We start from the raw sequence: 14,852 nt of genomic DNA on the forward strand, positions 1-14,852 counted from the left end.
AGTCAGGGATCACTGCCATGTCCGAATACCAAGCTTTCGTCGTCGAACTCGCCGGCAACGTTGCCCATGTGCAGATCAACCGTCCGGAAAAGATCAACGCGATGAATGCGGAGTTCTGGACCGAAATCATCGACATCTTCCAATGGGTCGAAGACACCGACGCCGTACGCGCCGTGGTGCTCAGCGGTGCCGGCAAGCATTTCTCCTCCGGCATCGACCTGATGATGCTGGCCTCGGTGGCCAACGAGTTCGGCAAGGACGTGGGCCGCAACGCACGCCTTTTGCGCCGCAAAATCCTTGAACTGCAAGCCTCGTTCAATGCCGTCGACAACTGCCGCAAGCCGGTGCTGGCGGCGATCCAGGGCTATTGCATCGGCGGTGCCATTGACCTGATCAGCGCCTGCGACATGCGCTACGCGGCTGAAGGCGCGCAGTTCTCGATCAAGGAAATCGACATCGGCATGGCGGCCGACGTCGGCACCCTGCAGCGCCTGCCGCGCATCATCGGTGACGGCATGCTGCGCGAGTTGGCCTATACCGGCCGCCAGTTCGGCGCCGAGGAGGCGCGCAGCATCGGCCTGGTCAATCGCGTTTATCCCGATCAGGACAGCCTGTTGGCCGGGGTGATGGAAATCGCCCATGAAATTGCCGCCAAATCGCCGATTGCGGTCACCGGCACCAAGGCCATGATCAGCTACATGCGTGACCATACGGTCAATGACGGCTTGGAATACGTTGCCACCTGGAACTCGGCTATGTTGCAATCCAACGACCTGCGCGTGGCCATCGCGGCCCATATGAGTAAGCAGAAACCCGAATTCGTGGATTGACTGACATGACCCCAGGCTGGATTACCACAACGCTGCTGGACAACGACACCCCTGGCGGCTGGGCCGTTGCCCGCAGCCGCGACGGCTTTTTGCATGACACCAATGGCCCCTTGTTCCCCCGGGAATGGCTTAAGCGCCAGGACCTGTCGGTGTTCGCCGAACACGGCATCGGCCACCTCGACGGTGAGCCGGTGTACCTGCTGGAACTCAATAGCGCGGGTGAAGTACCGGGCTGCAGTTGGCAAGGCCTGCGCGGCTTCATGCTGCAAGGCGATCACACCTTGTACAAAGTGCTGGGTTACGCCGCGCAGATCGGTACGTGGGCGCGCGAGCATCGGTTTTGCGGCAGTTGCGGCCAGCCCATGGTCCAGGTGCCGCGCGAGCGTGCGATGTATTGCCAAGCCTGTGACCTGCGCAGCTACCCGCGGATTTCGCCGAGCATGATCGTGCTGGTGACCCGTGGCGACGAGATCCTGCTGGCGCGTTCGCCACGCTTTGTCACGGGGGTGTACAGCACGTTGGCGGGGTTTGCCGAGCCGGGTGAGTCGGCCGAAGACTGCCTGATCCGCGAGGTCCGCGAGGAAGTGCAGGTGGAGGTCAAGAATATCCAGTACATGGGCAGCCAGTGCTGGCCGTTCCCGCATTCGATGATGCTCGGCTTCCATGCCGAGTACGCCGGTGGCGACATCGTGCCCCAGGCTGACGAGATCGAGGACGCGCAGTGGTTCAACATCCACAATCTGCCGCCGCTGCCGGCGTCACGCTCGATTGCGCGTTACCTGATCGACCTCTACCTGGCCCGTCGCCTAGGCCACGCTGAACCAGTGCTGCCAGGCTAGGCGCACCGTCAGGCCGAGGACCACGGTGATGAACACCGGGCGAATGAATTTGGCGCCGCCGCTGATTGCGCTGCGTGCGCCAAAGAACGCGCCACACATCACCGATACGCCCATGGCCAGGCCGACGATCCAGTCCACCGAGCCGTTGAAGATAAACACCGACAGTGCCGCCGCGTTGCTGACGAAGTTCATGCTGCGCGCCACGCCGCTGGCCTTCACCAGGTCGATGGGGTGCAACAGCATCGTGCTGACGGTCCAGAACGCGCCGGTGCCCGGACCTGCCACGCCATCGTAGAAGCCCAGGCCGAAGCCTTGGGTGGATTGCCACTTCTTCTTGATCGGCGCGTCGGCATCCAGCGGCGCCTTGGGCGTGCCGCCGAACAACAGGTAAAGGCCGCAGCCGAACACAATCACCGGCAGCATCTTGTTCAGGGTTTCAGCCGGCAGGTAGTGGGCGACTACCGCGCCAGCGAGGGCGCCAATCAGCGTGCCGACAATGGCGTGCACCCACTGGCGCGGGTGGAACAGCTTGCGGCGATAAAAGGTGAAGCTGGCGGTGGCCGAGCCGAAGGTGGAGCTGAGCTTGTTGGTGCCCAGTACCAAGTGCGGCGGCATGCCGGCGGTGAGCAGGGCGGGCGTGGTGAGCAAGCCCCCGCCGCCGGCGATGGCATCGATGAAACCGGCGATAAAGGCGACCGCCGCCAGGATGGCAAGGGTGGTGAGGTCTACGCTGAGTTCGAAGGGCATGGTCAGGGCTTATTGTTGGCAGGGCGCTAAGCGAAAGGCCGCCATCTTACTCGCGGGGAGTCTGCAAATCCAAATGTGGGAGGGGGCTTGCCCCCGATGGCAGTGCTCCAGCTGACTCATCTTTAGCTGGCCCACCGCTATCGGGGGCAAGCCCCCTCCCACATTTACAGAATGTTCACCGGGTCATTTGTGTGTTCCCAGCCACTCCAGTGCCGTGCGCCAGATACAAATCCCGAGGAAATACGCCGACATCAGCGACCACAACCCAAACGTCCACGGGTTGGTGTTGGGATAGTCCACCACCATCAAGAAGCTGCACAGCAACCAGATCGTGGTCACGGCGATATTGATCGGCATGAACCGCTTGACGCGGAACGGGTGCAGGAACTTCATCGGCGTCACCGTCAGCAGCGCCAGGCCAATCACGGTGAGCAAGGTCACCCAGGCTTCCGGCTGGATGATATAGACGCACAGCGCAACCACGTTCCACGCGGCGGGGAAGCCGACGAAGTAGTTGTCTTTGCTCTTCATGTTCACGTTGCAGAAGCAGAACAGCGACGACACCAGGATCACCGACACCGTCAGCAGGTGGGTAAATTCCGGCAGGTCGATATAGCGGTAGATAAACAGTGCCGGAATAAACACGTAGGTGAGGTAATCGATCACCAGGTCGAGCACCGAGCCGTCGAAACTGGGCAGTACCGTGCTGACATTCACCCGTCGCGCCAGTGAGCCGTCGACACCGTCCACCACCAATGCCAGGCCCAGCCAGAGCAGGCAGGCCTTGGGTGAGTTTTCCAGCAGCGCCAGGGTGGCCAGGAAGGCCAATACCACACCGGTGGCGGTGAAGCCGTGGGCGCCCCAGGCTTTGAGTCTGGCTACATGCAGGGTCGATATCACGGGCGGATCTCCAAAAGGTGAAACAGGGCAGCCGACGACGTGACGCCGTCGAGTCTGGCCGGGGGATGCAGGTATCGACCGGGAAGGGGGTAAGAAGGTTCACCACCCGGCGTATCACTTAGCGTAGCAAGCGTAGGCAGTTTCGGCATCAGCCTTGGCGGAACACCAGTGCCTTTAAGCCACTTTGCGCGTCAATATCAGGAAATTCCGGCGGGTTTTGCAGCCGTTCGGCAAAGCGCAGCCCAGGGGCCTCGCGTGTCACGCCGTCGATCAGGAAGTCTTCGCCAAAGGCCGGGTCGTTCATGCAGGCCAGTACCGTGCCCTGTGGCGTGAGCAGATCCGGCAGGCGACGCAGGACGCGCTGGTAGTCCTTGGTCAGCAGGAAGCTGCCTTTCTGGAACGACGGTGGGTCGATGATCACCAGGTCGTAGGGGCCGCCATGCGTGACCTTGGCCCAGGACTTGAACAGGTCGTGGCCCAGGAAGCTGACCTTGCTCAGGTCATGACCATTGAGGCGATGGTTGTCGCGGCCACGGCTCAGGGCGCCACGGGCCATGTCCAGGTTCACTACGTGGTCGGCGCCCCCTTCGATGGCTGCTACCGAAAACCCGCACGTGTAGGCGAACAGGTTGAGCACCCGCTGGCCTTTAGCCTGTTCGCGCACCCAATTGCGCCCGTAGCGCATGTCGAGGAACAGCCCGCTGTTCTGTTTTTTACCCAGGTCGATCAGGTAACGCAGCCCGCCTTCGGTGATGGTCAGCTCGTCGACGGGGCCGCCCACCAGCCATTCGGTGGTGCTTTGCGGCAGGTAGCGGTGTTGCAGGGCGACGGTGTAAGTGCCGAATCGGGTTTGCAGCAGTTGCTTCAAGGCTTGCAACTGCGCCGCTTCCGGCGCCTTGAACAACGCCACCAGCAGCACGCCTTGCAACCAGTCTACGGTCAATTGCTCCAGGCCCGGCCAGCAGCGGCCACGGCCGTGGAACAGGCGCCGGGTTTCCGCCGGTGGGGTGGCCAGGGCTGTGAGCAAGTGGGCGTGCAGGGTGGCGAGTGCGTCTGGGTTCATCATTAAACGTCGTTCGTTGAGCGGGCGGCATTTTAAACACAATTGCCGGTGCGAGGGGGCTGGATGAATGGCGCGATGCCCTGGCTTCGCTGCTGGCCAACGCCGGCCCCGCGCGGGCGCGGCAGGTCTTTGACCTGCTGAGCGATGCAAATCCAAATGGGGTGTTGTCTAGAACGTGGCGATCAGGGCCGGCCCAAACGCTTCCTTGAGAAAGCCCGGCGCGATATACCGCTCGTAATGCGCTTCGGACAGCAGGAAAAATTCCCGGTCAATCGCATCGCGCAAATCCGCCAGGCTGCGCTCACGAAATTCCGGCAGCAACGCCAGCCCATATGCATCCAGCTTGGAAATCACCCGCGCACCCCGGGCAATCAGCTGGTACGCCCAGCAATACGGCGATTGGTGCGGTACAAAACGGATCTTGCGATTTTCCAGTTGCTGGCGCAGCAGGTGCGCATCAAACACCTCGAGTTTGCTGGCCATCACCTGCACCAGCAATTGCTCCAGGCGCAGCCACACCGCTTGTTTTTCCTCGGCGTTGTAGCCATTCCACTGGATCACTTCATGGTGATAACGCTTGCAGCCCCGGCAGACCAGGTCCCCGTAAACGGTGGAGCACAGGCCGACGCAAGGTGTTTTGATGGTTTGATTGGGCATAAGAGGCAATTTGCAAAGATCTATAGCGCACCGCAACCCCTGTGGAAGGGGGCTTGCCCCCGATCGCGGTGCATCAGTCACTGAAGCTTGAACTGAACGAACATCATCGGGGGCAAGCCCCCTCCCACATGTTGGGGTCTCGTCCGTGGATCAGTCCCAGCTCAACGCGCCGCCGGTCTGGTATTCGATCACGCGGGTCTCGAAGAAGTTTTTCTCTTTCTTCAAGTCCATGATCTCGCTCATCCACGGGAACGGGTTGGTGGCGCCTGGATACTCTTCCTTCAAGCCAATCTGCGACAGGCGACGGTTAGCGATGAACTTCAAGTAGTCTTCCATCATCGCCGCGTTCATCCCCAACACGCCGCGTGGCATGGTGTCGCGAGCGTATTCAATCTCCAGCTGAGTCCCTTGCAGGATCATCTGGGTCGCTTCTTCCTTCATCTCGGCATCCCACAAATGCGGGTTTTCGATTTTGATCTGGTTGATCACATCGATACCAAAGTTCAGGTGCATCGACTCGTCGCGCAGGATGTACTGGAACTGTTCTGCCACGCCGGTCATTTTGTTGCGACGGCCCATGGACAGGATCTGGGTGAAGCCGCAGTAGAAGAAGATGCCTTCCAGGACGCAGTAGTAGGCGACCAGGTTACGCAGCAGCTCTTTATCCGTCTCGACGGTGCCGGTTTCGAACTTCGGATCGGAGATCGAACGGGTGTACTTCAGGCCCCAGGCAGCCTTTTTGGCGACCGATGGAATCTCGTGGTACATGTTGAAGATCTCGCCTTCATCCATGGCCAACGATTCGATGCAGTACTGGTAGGCGTGGGTGTGGATTGCTTCTTCGAAGGCCTGGCGCAGGATGTACTGGCGGCACTCCGGGTTGGTGATCAGGCGGTACACGGCCAGCACGAGGTTGTTGGCCACCAGGGAGTCGGCGGTGGAGAAGAAGCCGAGGTTGCGCATGACGATGCGGCGTTCGTCGTCGGTCAGGCCTTCGGGGTTTTTCCACAGGGCGATGTCGGCGGTCATGTTGACCTCTTGCGGCATCCAGTGGTTGGCGCAGCCGTCGAGGTACTTTTGCCAGGCCCAGTCGTACTTGAAGGGCACGAGTTGGTTGAGGTCGGCACGGCAGTTGATCATGCGCTTTTCGTCGACGGCGACGCGGGCGGCGGAGCCTTCGAGTTCGGCGAGGCCTTCGGCGACGTCGAGTTTGTCGAGGGCGGCCTTGGCGCGGATGATCGCAGCGGAGTCGTTGGCGGTCACGTTACGGGCTTCCAGCGCGGCGGCGGCGCCGGCACCGTCGAGGCGGTCCATGTTGGCTTCGCTGGCGTGGCCGGCGTTGGCGCCCTTGATCACCGCTGCACCGGTGTCTTCGTTGTCGACTTCATCCCAACTCAGCATTGAAATACTCCCTTCTGGTCTGTTCTGACGGCCTATGGAGCCGTCCAAAATATAAAATTTGCAGGCGGTTAGGCATTGAAATACGGCGCATAGTGTGGTCGGTATTTACCGATACTGCACACTATGTAGTGGTCTGTTCTGTTTGTGGGCACACTATATGGGGTGTGATGACGATGGTCAACGCACAAGATGTGCGGTCTGGGGTCGCTGCCGGGCGCCTGATTGACGCCCTGTCCAGGACTGGATATGTTGTCTTGCATGAAAAAGCCCCTGCCCGAAGACACCCACCTGATCAGCCAGCTCGAACAGATCGCCGAAGGCTTGAGCAAAACCTTCAGCCCGTTCTGCGAAGTGGTGCTGCACGACTTGCGCGACCCGCAGCACGCGATCCTGGCCATCCATAACAACCTCTCGGGCCGCCAGTCTGGCGACCCGGCCACTGAGCTGGGCCTGGCGCGGATTGCCGATCCCGATTACCCGCCAGTCATTGCCAATTATCAGAACCAGTTCGCCGACGGCCGCCAGGTCAAGAGCACCTCGATCGGCATCAAGGACACCCGCGGACAATACGTCGCGGCCTTGTGCATGAACGTCGACCTCTCGTTGTTCCGAGGCTTGCAGGGCATGCTGGAACAGTTCGGCTCCGTCAGTGGCGACACGCCCCGTGAGTCTCTCGACCCGTCCGGCGCCGACGCCATTCGTGCGCGCATCGATCAGTTCGCCGCACGCCTGGCCACCACGCCGCGCGCGCTCAAGACCGCGGACCGGCGTGCCTTGATGCGTGAGCTCAAGGATGCCGGCTGCATGGATGTGCGTCGGGCCATGGAAACCGTAGCCTCGCACCTGGGCGTGTCGCGCGCGGCGGTCTACACCTACGCCAAGTAACGCGCGACGGCTTCAATCTCCACCAGATACCCGTGATGCAACTCGGGCACCGGCACTACCGCGCGTGCCGGGCGGTGATCACCCAGTGCGCCGGCGTAGACCTGGTCGAACGCCGGCCAGTGTTCGACCCCCGCCACGTACACCGTGACTTTCACCAGATCCTGCGGCGTGCCGCCGGCCGCCTTGAGGATTTCCAACACATTCGCCAGTGCGACCTGGGCCTGTTCGGCAAACGGCGCCGACAGGTTATGCCGCCCGTCCGGGCTGACCGGCAGTTGCCCGGAGATATACAGCGTGTCGCCGTGGCGGATGGCCTGGGAATAATGGCCGGCAGGCTTTGCCGCCGTGGGGGTGTGGATGATGTTCATGGCGCCTCGCTGAGCAGGGTGGCGTACTTCTGGAGATCGACGTTGCCGCCGGTGACGATGATGCCCACGCGCTGGCCCTTGAGCTGGTCGCCCAACGCGTGCAGTGCGGCCAGGCCCAGGCAGCCGGTGGGTTCCACCACCATTTTCATGCGCTGCATGAAGAACTTCATCGAGGCCACCAACTGTGCGTCCGACACCGTAAGGATGTCGTTCACCTGCTCGCGGATGATCGGGAAGGTGTAGTTGCCCAAGTGCTGGGTCTGGGCGCCGTCGGCGATGGTCGCCGGGGTGTCGATATGTACGATGTTGCCGGTGCGAAACGAGCGCTGGCCGTCGTTCCCCGCTTCGGGTTCGACGCCGTACAACTGGCACTCCGGCGACAAGGCGCGGGTCGACAGCGCCGTGCCCGACAGCATGCCACCACCGCCCAGGCCGACGAACAACGCGTCCAGGGGGCCGGTGACTTCCAGCAGTTCCTTGGCGGCGGTGCCTTGGCCGGCGAGGATATGCGGATGGTCGTAGGGCGGGATCAGGGTCATGCCGTGTTCGTTCGCCAGGGTACGGCCGATCTGCTCGCGGTCCTCGGTAAAGCGGTCATACAGCACCACGCTGGCGCCATACTCGCGGGTGGCCGCGACCTTGGCGGCAGGCGCATCGCCGGGCATCACAATCGTTGCCGGTATGCCCAGCAAACGCGCCGCCAGGGCAATGCCCTGGGCATGGTTGCCCGACGAGAACGCCACCACCCCGGCTTCGCGTTGCCGTGCGTCAAACTGCGACAGTGCATTGAAGGCGCCGCGAAACTTGAATGAGCCGGTGCGTTGCAGGTTCTCGCACTTGATGAAGACCTCGGCGCCGGTCTGTGCGTTGAGCGTTCGAGAGGTGAACACCGGCGTCAGGCAGGCAACGCCCTCCAGGCGTTGGGCGGCGGCGATGACGTCTTGGTAAGTCGGCAGGTGCATGGGACGGACCTCAATGGCATGTCTGGATAAAATATCCATAACAAGACAGATAGTAAAGATTCGTGTGGGAGTGCTGGCGTTTCGAACCTCTCTGATCGCGGCAGGATACGATGTTGGTCCGACTCGCCGACTGCATCGCCCACTTAGCGCAAGGTTGAAAAGATCATGGTGTCTGACTGCGATATTAAATAGAATGAATCTCATTTGAGACTCACTCGCGCCGCGCAGGTCGCTTGCCATGAATGATGCTGTTGTTTCGACCCACGCCCCCGAGCTGACGTTGTCGAGCCTGTACCGCGACCATCGCAGCTGGCTGGAAAGCTGGCTGCGCCGGCGCTTGGGCAATGCCTGGGATGCCGCGGACCTGAGCCAGGATACGTTTTTACGGGTACTCGCCAGCGCCCAGCCGATTGCGCAGATGCAGGAGCCGCGCGCGTATCTGGTGACCGTCGGCAAGCGCCTGCTGGTGAATTTCCATCAGCGGCGCAGCCTCGAACAGGCCTATCTGCAGGCCTTGGCGAACCTGCCGGAAGCCTGTGTGCCGTCGCCCGAGCAGCGCTGGCTGGTGCTGGAAACCCTGCAAGCCCTGGATGAATTGCTCGATGGCTTGCCGGTGCTGGTCCGCCGCGCCTTTCTCTGGAGCCAACTGGAAGGCCTGGGCTATCGGGAGATCGCCGAGCGCCTCGACGTCTCCGAACGCACGGTAAAACGCTACATGGCCCAGGCTTACGAACATTGCCTGTTGGTGGACCTGTGAGCCGTGACGTGGCCCGCGCCGCCGCCCAATGGCTGGCGCTGTTGGAGTCTGGCGCGGCCACCGAGCATGATCACGCCGCCTTGCAGCACTGGCGAGACAGCCACCCTCAGCACGAACAGACCTGGCAAAAAGCCCAGACCCTGCGCCAGCGTTTCAGCGCCTTGCCCCAGGCCCTGGCGATGGCCAGCCTCGACCGCCCGCAACCGGGACGCCGCGCCGTGCTCAAGCGCGCGTTGGGTATCGCGGCCTTGGTGCCGACGGCCTGGTTGGTCAGCCGTCAATTGCCCATCGAGGTATGGCGCGCCGACCTGCACACCGCCACCGGTGAGCGCAAGCGTATCCAATTGGATGACGGCGGCAACCTGCAACTCAATACCGCCACGGCGGTGGATGTGGACCTGGCACAGCGGCGTATCACGCTGGTGGACGGTGAGTTGGCGCTGAATTTACCCGGCGCGACCGCGATGACCGTGCAGACCCGCTACGGCGAGTTGAGCGTCAGCCAGGCCGACGTGTGCATACGACAACAGGCGGCCGGCTGCCTGGTGTCTGTGCTCAAGGGCGCAGTCCAAGTGCGCGACCGGAACGGGCAGATGGCGACCCTGCAGGGGGGGCAGCAAGCGCCGCTGAAAGCCGGCGGGCTGGGTGCCTGGGTGCCGTTTGATGTGTCGCAGCTGGGCTGGCGCGACGGTGTGCTGACGGCGCAGAACCAGGCGCTGGGCGATTTTTTGCGGGAGCTGGAACGTTATCGGCCAGGTGTTTTGCGTTGGGAACCGAACCTGGAGAATTTACGTGTGACCGGCAGCTTCCGCCTCGACGACACCGACCGTATCCTCAATTTGCTTGCCTCGACCCTGGGGCTCGAGCTGCAGGCGCGGACACGGTATTGGGTGACATTGCGCAAAGCAATGAGCTGATCACCCCGTTTGTGTAGTGAGCGGGCTTGCCCCGCGCTGGGGCGCGAAGCGGCCCCAATAAAAACACCGCGGTCTGTCAGACAGAACGCGGTGTTTGGTTTTAGGGCCGCTTCGCAGCCCAGCGCGGGGCAAGCCCGCTCACTACAAGTCTCAGTGGTGTTAGATCACATGGGCGCGGTGCAGCTCGGTCAAGGCCAGTGCCTTGAGCCGGGCCAGCAGCGGATCACGCCGGTCCCTTGGGTGCGGCAGGTCCACCGCCAGTTCCTGGCGAATGCTGCTGGGCCGGTTGTCCATCACCAGCACACGGTCGCTCAGGTACAGCGCCTCGTCCACATCATGGGTCACCAACAGCAAGGCGATGGCATGGTGTTGGGCCAGTTGCAGCAGCAGGTCCTGCAACTTCATGCGGGTAAACGCGTCCACTGCGCTGAAGGGTTCATCCAGCAACAACACCTGCGGGCGTGAATACAGGCCCCGCGCGATGGCGACCCGCTGCGCCATGCCGCCGGACAACGCCTTGGGCAGTGCCTGGGCAAACCCCTTGAGGCCGACTTCCTCGATCAGTTGCGTGACCCAGGCCCTGTCGTAGTGGTTGTCATCGCTGAAACCGATGTTCTGTTCCACCGTGAGCCAGGGCATCAACCGGGGTTCCTGGAACACAAAGGCGACTTCGCCCTCCGGGCTGTGCAGTTCGCCTTGGAAGTCCTTTTCCAGGCCGGCGACGATGCGCAGCAAGGTGCTTTTGCCGCAGCCGCTGGGGCCCAGCAGGCTCACGGCTTCCCTCGGTTGCAACGTCAGGCGCACCTCGTTCAGCACGGTGGTGTGGGCGAAGCTTTTACGCGCCACGTGAATGTCCAGCAGAGGCTGTGCGCTCATTGTCCGGCTCCCTGAAACGTATCGCGCCAGGCCAGGCAGCGCTTCTCCAGTGCCGCGAGCAGGCCATCGCTGACCTTGCCCAGCAGCGCCAACACAATGATCGCGGCCAGCACGATATCCGGCCGCGAGGTTTCCCGCCCGTCGCTGAGCAAATAACCCAAGCCCTTGGTGGCCGCGATCAACTCGGCCGCCACCAAAAACATCCACGCCAGGCTCAAGCCGCTGCGCAACCCGGTAAACAGGCCGGGCAGGGCGGCGGGCAATAAAATGCGGCGCACCAGGCGGCGGCGATTGAAACCATGCATTTGCCCGACTTCCACCAGCTTGCGGTCGATATCGCGGATGGCCGCAATACCATTGAGGTACACCGGGAAGAACGCGCCGATTGCTATCAGCACGATCTTCGACGTTTCGTCGATGCCCAGCCACAGCAGCAACAGCGGCACCCAGGCCAGGCTCGGGATCGAGCGCAGCCCGGCGAAGGTCGGTTCCAGATAGGCTTCGGCCTCACGGCTCAAGCCGACCCACGCGGCAAACACCAACGCCAGGCTGGCGCCGATGGCAAAGCCCAGCAGCACCCGGCCGAGGCTGGCGCTGATGTGTTTCCACAGTGCACCTTCGGCGAGGTCCGTCAGGGTCACGGCGATTTCGCTGGGCGCCGGCATCTGGTACGACGGCAGCCAACCCACACGTACCACCACTTCCAACACCAGCAGGATCAGCGCCGGCACCACCAGGCCCTTGAGCCGTCTCGGCCAGGCACTGCGGTTGATCGCCACGGGCGCGGCAAGGGGCAATGCTTGGGTTTTGCTGGTCATCACGCGCTCCTTCTCCTTAGTGTCAGTGGCCGAACGAGGTGTCGATCAACTGGTCGATCACCTGGTCCACATTCACGCCTTTGCGCACCAACTCTTCGGACACCAGGATCGGCGCGGCGGCCTTGGACGACAGCACATCCTTGCTGCTCAGGAACGGCGTGCTCAGGTCGGTGCGCGACAGTTGCAGCTTGGCCACTTCCAGCGGCAGGCCGGATTCGTCGGCGAGCAGCTTGGCGAATTCATCCGGGTGCTTCGCCGCCCAGTCGCGGGCCTTTTCATAGGCGCCGAGCACTTTGGTGATGGTCTGCGGATGCGCTTTGGCAAATTTTTCGGTGACGCTGACCACGCCATAACTGTTGAAATCCTTGTTGCGGTACAGCAGGCGCGAACCGGCCTGGATTTCGCTGGCGGCCATGTGCGGGTCAAGACCGGCCCAGGCGTCCACGTCACCTTTCTCCAGGGCGGTGCGGCCATCCGGGTGTTGCAGGTGTACCAGCTCCACATCGTCTTTTTTCAGCCCGGCCTTTTGCAGGCTGCGCAGGGTGAACAGGTACGGGTCGGTGCCTTTGGTGGCGGCGATTTTCTTGCCCTTGAGATCGGTGACGCTCTTGAACGGCGAGTCCTTGCGCACTACCAGGGCCGTCCATTCGGCGCGGCTGTACACATACACCGATTTGATCGGGCTGCCGTTGGCGCGGCTCAACACCGCCGACAGGCTGGCGGAGGAAGCGAAATCCACGCCGCCACTGTTGAGGTATTCCAGCGACCGGTTGCTGCCCTGGCTCAGGACCCAGCCGACCTTGCTGTTCGGCAGGGCCTGTTCCAGCCAGCCAAAATGCTTGAGCACCAGGCTGACGGGCGAGTAGTAGGCATAGTCGAGATTGACTTCAGCGGGGTCGGTGTCGGCGGCATGGGCCAGCGGTTGCAGGCAGAGGGCGAGGGCGCAGGCGCCGAGTAAGCGTCGGGTGAAGGGGGTCATGGAACAGCTCCGGCAAGGCGTTGAGAGAAGGCTTTTCTTATATCCAGAAAAATTAAACGGCATGTTCCATCATGCTTTTCGGGAATATGCAGTCTCTGTGCCATCTGGTTCGGAGGCGTGTTTACGGGGCTTGAAGGGGCTAAAGCTGTAGCGCGAATGCGCAAACTGTTGATCAGCTGTTGGTGATGCAACAGTTCTTATATATCTGTATCGAATAAATAAAGAGTTATATATTCCTTTTAATGTCTTCGTGGGTGGCGCATGTTGAGGGCCTGCGCATTCGTGCGGATTGACCCAACAGCCAAAAGGAAAGCCGACATGACCATTAAAGCGATCAACGTGCGCAACCAGTTCAAGGGCGTCATCAAGGAAATCCTGCTGGGGGAAGTGGTGTCGGAAATCGACGTGCAGACCGCGTCCGGCATCGTCACCTCGGTGATCACCACCCGCTCGGTGCGTGACCTGGAGTTGAAAGTGGGCAGTGAAGTGATTGCCTTTGTGAAATCGACGGAAGTGTCCATCGCCAAGTTGTGAACCCAATCGAATGAGGGCGCTGGCAAGCCGGAGCCCTCATTAATAGATGCACGCTTCAGCGTTGGCGAAGGGCGCGTTCCATGCGTTGCAGGCCTTCTTCCAGCATCGTTCGTGGGCAGCCGAAGTTCAGTCGCACGAACTGTTGGCTGTCATCGCCGAACTCGATACCGGCGCTCAACCCGACCTTGGCCTGCTCCAGGAAAAACTGCTGCGGATCATCCAGGCCCAGGGCGCTGCAATCCAGCCACGCCAGGAACGTGCCTTGCGGCACCTGCATCACCACGCCGGGCAGGCGGGTTTGCACGGCCTCGAGCAGGTAGTCACGGTTCGCTTGCAGGTATTGCACCAACGCATCAAGCCAGTCGCCGCACTGACTGTAGGCGGCGCGGGTGGCCTCCAGACCCAGGGGGCTGACGCTGTCGACCATGCCGCAACGCGCCTGGTTGAAGCGCTCGCGGATCTCGGCGTTCTGGACCACTGCAAAGCAAGTTTTCAGGCCAGCGACGTTATACGCCTTGCTCGCCGACATCAGCGTGATCGTGCGCTGGGCGATCTCATCGCTGAGGCTGGCAGTGGGAATGTGGCGACGTCCGTCAAAACACAGCTCGGCGTGGATTTCGTCGGAGATAATCAGCGCGCCGTGTTCCAGGCAGGCGTTGGCCACGGCCAGCAGTTCTTCGCGGGGGAAGACTTTGCCCATGGGGTTATGCGGGTTGCTCAACAGCAGCGCGCCGGCACCGGTCAGCGCCTGACGCATGGCGGGCAGGGGCGTGAGGTATTCGCCGTCGACCAGCTCGAAGGGGACTTCGATGCGCGGCAGGTTCCAGTGCCCCGGCGCCAGGCGGATCGGCCGGTAGTTGGGAGTTTGCAGTACCACCGGTTGGCCGGGTTGTACAAAGGCGTGCAGTGCCATGTTGAAACCCGGTTCGACGCCGGGCAGGAACAGCAACTCATCCGGCTGTACGCGCCAGGCGTACTTGGCCCACAAATCGGCAATGATCGCCTCACGCACATCCGGGCCGGCGACGCTGTAGCCGAGCACCTGCTGGTCGAGGCGCGCGTGCAAGGCTTGCAGCACGGCGGGTGGGGCGGCGATGTCCATGTCGGCGATCCACATCGGCAAAACGTCGTGCGGGTAGCGGTTCCACTTGGTGCTGCCGGTGCCTAGGCGGGGGTGGATTGTGTTGAAATCAAAGCTCATGGGGGGCTCGTGTCAGGGCGTCGGGCGCGGGAATGGGGCTGATTCTAGCGTCATTATTTTTATAGGCCAGGGTTGATTGGTGCTTACCGTTGTTGAGGTGTGCCGTAGTGGGTTAAAA

17 protein-coding genes are annotated in these 14,852 nt (G+C 62.0%); 6 read left to right on the forward strand and 11 right to left on the reverse strand.

The window, feature by feature from the left end; all coding sequences use genetic code 11:
- Positions 1-17: 17 nt before the first annotated feature.
- On the forward strand, positions 18-830 hold the full coding sequence (locus QCBJ_RS07275) for a crotonase/enoyl-CoA hydratase family protein (RefSeq protein ID WP_102060419.1): 813 nt from the start codon (positions 18-20) through the stop codon (positions 828-830).
- Positions 831-835: 5 nt separating this feature from the next.
- Positions 836-1,669: an NAD(+) diphosphatase gene (gene nudC / locus QCBJ_RS07280; protein ID WP_046033824.1), complete on the forward strand. Its 834-nt coding sequence runs from the start codon at positions 836-838 to the stop codon at positions 1,667-1,669.
- On the opposite strand, the gene QCBJ_RS07285 is transcribed toward nudC, so the two are convergent.
- The 5 genes from QCBJ_RS07285 to QCBJ_RS07305 all read right to left on the reverse strand — a co-directional run bounded on the left by QCBJ_RS07285 (position 1,637) and on the right by QCBJ_RS07305 (position 6,437).
- Entirely contained in the window at positions 1,637-2,416 is a 780-nt protein-coding gene (locus QCBJ_RS07285; RefSeq protein WP_012723965.1) for a TSUP family transporter, read from the reverse strand. The two genes, nudC and QCBJ_RS07285, sit on opposite strands and share 33 nt — an antisense overlap.
- A 183-nt stretch (positions 2,417-2,599) precedes the next feature.
- Positions 2,600-3,316, reverse strand: coding sequence for a phosphatidylcholine synthase (gene pcsA, locus QCBJ_RS07290; RefSeq protein WP_012723966.1), 717 nt, complete (start codon positions 3,314-3,316; stop codon positions 2,600-2,602).
- A gap of 148 nt (positions 3,317-3,464) precedes the next feature.
- Complete coding sequence (locus QCBJ_RS07295; RefSeq protein WP_046033825.1) at positions 3,465-4,379, reverse strand: class I SAM-dependent methyltransferase; 915 nt, start codon at positions 4,377-4,379, stop codon at positions 3,465-3,467.
- A gap of 168 nt (positions 4,380-4,547) precedes the next feature.
- Entirely contained in the window at positions 4,548-5,036 is a 489-nt protein-coding gene (locus QCBJ_RS07300) for a DUF1289 domain-containing protein (RefSeq protein ID WP_012723968.1), read from the reverse strand.
- Positions 5,037-5,186: 150 nt separating this feature from the next.
- The gene (locus QCBJ_RS07305; protein ID WP_102060420.1) at positions 5,187-6,437 is read right to left on the reverse strand and encodes a ribonucleotide-diphosphate reductase subunit beta; all 1,251 of its coding nucleotides are present in this window, start codon (positions 6,435-6,437) and stop codon (positions 5,187-5,189) included.
- A gap of 258 nt (positions 6,438-6,695) precedes the next feature.
- Here QCBJ_RS07305 and QCBJ_RS07310 point away from each other — a divergent pair, with 258 nt between their 5' ends.
- Complete coding sequence (locus QCBJ_RS07310) at positions 6,696-7,322, forward strand: transcriptional regulator (protein ID WP_102060421.1); 627 nt, start codon at positions 6,696-6,698, stop codon at positions 7,320-7,322.
- Here the strand turns inward: QCBJ_RS07310 and QCBJ_RS07315 are convergent.
- Both QCBJ_RS07315 and QCBJ_RS07320 read right to left on the reverse strand, forming a co-directional pair.
- On the reverse strand, positions 7,310-7,690 hold the full coding sequence (locus QCBJ_RS07315) for a RidA family protein (protein WP_046034243.1): 381 nt from the start codon (positions 7,688-7,690) through the stop codon (positions 7,310-7,312). The genes QCBJ_RS07310 and QCBJ_RS07315 overlap by 13 nt on opposite strands.
- The gene (locus QCBJ_RS07320; RefSeq protein ID WP_102060422.1) at positions 7,687-8,652 is read right to left on the reverse strand and encodes a threo-3-hydroxy-L-aspartate ammonia-lyase; all 966 of its coding nucleotides are present in this window, start codon (positions 8,650-8,652) and stop codon (positions 7,687-7,689) included. Before QCBJ_RS07320 ends, QCBJ_RS07315 begins: the two co-directional genes overlap by 4 nt.
- A 238-nt stretch (positions 8,653-8,890) precedes the next feature.
- Between QCBJ_RS07320 and QCBJ_RS07325 the strand changes: the two genes are divergently transcribed.
- Both QCBJ_RS07325 and QCBJ_RS07330 read left to right on the forward strand, forming a co-directional pair.
- The gene (locus tag QCBJ_RS07325; RefSeq protein ID WP_046034241.1) at positions 8,891-9,409 is read left to right on the forward strand and encodes a sigma-70 family RNA polymerase sigma factor; all 519 of its coding nucleotides are present in this window, start codon (positions 8,891-8,893) and stop codon (positions 9,407-9,409) included.
- Entirely contained in the window at positions 9,406-10,326 is a 921-nt protein-coding gene (locus tag QCBJ_RS07330) for a FecR domain-containing protein (RefSeq protein ID WP_102060423.1), read from the forward strand. Before QCBJ_RS07325 ends, QCBJ_RS07330 begins: the two co-directional genes overlap by 4 nt.
- A 159-nt stretch (positions 10,327-10,485) precedes the next feature.
- Here QCBJ_RS07330 and QCBJ_RS07340 read toward each other — a convergent pair whose 3' ends face one another.
- Genes QCBJ_RS07340 through QCBJ_RS07350 form a run of 3 tightly spaced genes read right to left on the reverse strand, consistent with a single transcriptional unit; the run spans position 10,486 to position 12,999 of the window.
- Positions 10,486-11,202 carry an ABC transporter ATP-binding protein gene (locus QCBJ_RS07340; RefSeq protein ID WP_102060424.1) on the reverse strand — a complete coding sequence of 239 codons (717 nt, stop codon included), beginning with the start codon at positions 11,200-11,202 and terminating at the stop codon, positions 10,486-10,488.
- Complete coding sequence (locus QCBJ_RS07345; protein WP_102060425.1) at positions 11,199-12,020, reverse strand: ABC transporter permease; 822 nt, start codon at positions 12,018-12,020, stop codon at positions 11,199-11,201. The genes QCBJ_RS07340 and QCBJ_RS07345 overlap by 4 nt, the downstream gene beginning before the upstream one ends.
- 22 nt (positions 12,021-12,042) lie before the next feature.
- Positions 12,043-12,999 (reverse strand): aliphatic sulfonate ABC transporter substrate-binding protein, encoded by a 957-nt coding sequence (locus QCBJ_RS07350; protein ID WP_102060426.1) that lies wholly within the window; start codon positions 12,997-12,999, stop codon positions 12,043-12,045.
- A gap of 318 nt (positions 13,000-13,317) precedes the next feature.
- Between QCBJ_RS07350 and QCBJ_RS07355 the strand changes: the two genes are divergently transcribed.
- A complete protein-coding gene (locus QCBJ_RS07355) occupies positions 13,318-13,533 on the forward strand; it encodes a molybdopterin-binding protein (RefSeq protein WP_003173733.1) in 216 nt (71 codons plus the stop codon).
- Between the two features lie 55 nt (positions 13,534-13,588).
- On the opposite strand, the gene QCBJ_RS07360 is transcribed toward QCBJ_RS07355, so the two are convergent.
- The gene (locus QCBJ_RS07360) at positions 13,589-14,734 is read right to left on the reverse strand and encodes a MalY/PatB family protein (protein ID WP_102060427.1); all 1,146 of its coding nucleotides are present in this window, start codon (positions 14,732-14,734) and stop codon (positions 13,589-13,591) included.
- Positions 14,735-14,852 lie beyond the last annotated feature (118 nt).

Origin of the sequence: Pseudomonas sp. QC2 (assembly GCF_002859085.1) — a bacterium.
Classification (GTDB): domain Bacteria; phylum Pseudomonadota; class Gammaproteobacteria; order Pseudomonadales; family Pseudomonadaceae; genus Aquipseudomonas; species Aquipseudomonas petroselini.

Coding starts and splice junctions, on each gene's coding strand:
- QCBJ_RS07275 (WP_102060419.1), top strand. CDS start 18: ATGTCCGAATACCAAGCTTTCGTCGTCGAACTCGCCGGCAACGTTGCC.
- nudC (WP_046033824.1), top strand. CDS start 836: ATGACCCCAGGCTGGATTACCACAACGCTGCTGGACAACGACACCCCT.
- QCBJ_RS07285 (WP_012723965.1), bottom strand. CDS start 2,416: ATGCCCTTCGAACTCAGCGTAGACCTCACCACCCTTGCCATCCTGGCG.
- QCBJ_RS07295 (WP_046033825.1), bottom strand. CDS start 4,379: ATGAACCCAGACGCACTCGCCACCCTGCACGCCCACTTGCTCACAGCC.
- QCBJ_RS07300 (WP_012723968.1), bottom strand. CDS start 5,036: ATGCCCAATCAAACCATCAAAACACCTTGCGTCGGCCTGTGCTCCACC.
- QCBJ_RS07305 (WP_102060420.1), bottom strand. CDS start 6,437: ATGCTGAGTTGGGATGAAGTCGACAACGAAGACACCGGTGCAGCGGTG.
- QCBJ_RS07310 (WP_102060421.1), top strand. CDS start 6,696: ATGAAAAAGCCCCTGCCCGAAGACACCCACCTGATCAGCCAGCTCGAA.
- QCBJ_RS07315 (WP_046034243.1), bottom strand. CDS start 7,690: ATGAACATCATCCACACCCCCACGGCGGCAAAGCCTGCCGGCCATTAT.
- QCBJ_RS07320 (WP_102060422.1), bottom strand. CDS start 8,652: ATGCACCTGCCGACTTACCAAGACGTCATCGCCGCCGCCCAACGCCTG.
- QCBJ_RS07325 (WP_046034241.1), top strand. CDS start 8,891: ATGAATGATGCTGTTGTTTCGACCCACGCCCCCGAGCTGACGTTGTCG.
- QCBJ_RS07340 (WP_102060424.1), bottom strand. CDS start 11,202: ATGAGCGCACAGCCTCTGCTGGACATTCACGTGGCGCGTAAAAGCTTC.
- QCBJ_RS07345 (WP_102060425.1), bottom strand. CDS start 12,020: ATGACCAGCAAAACCCAAGCATTGCCCCTTGCCGCGCCCGTGGCGATC.
- QCBJ_RS07350 (WP_102060426.1), bottom strand. CDS start 12,999: ATGACCCCCTTCACCCGACGCTTACTCGGCGCCTGCGCCCTCGCCCTC.
- QCBJ_RS07355 (WP_003173733.1), top strand. CDS start 13,318: ATGACCATTAAAGCGATCAACGTGCGCAACCAGTTCAAGGGCGTCATC.
- QCBJ_RS07360 (WP_102060427.1), bottom strand. CDS start 14,734: ATGAGCTTTGATTTCAACACAATCCACCCCCGCCTAGGCACCGGCAGC.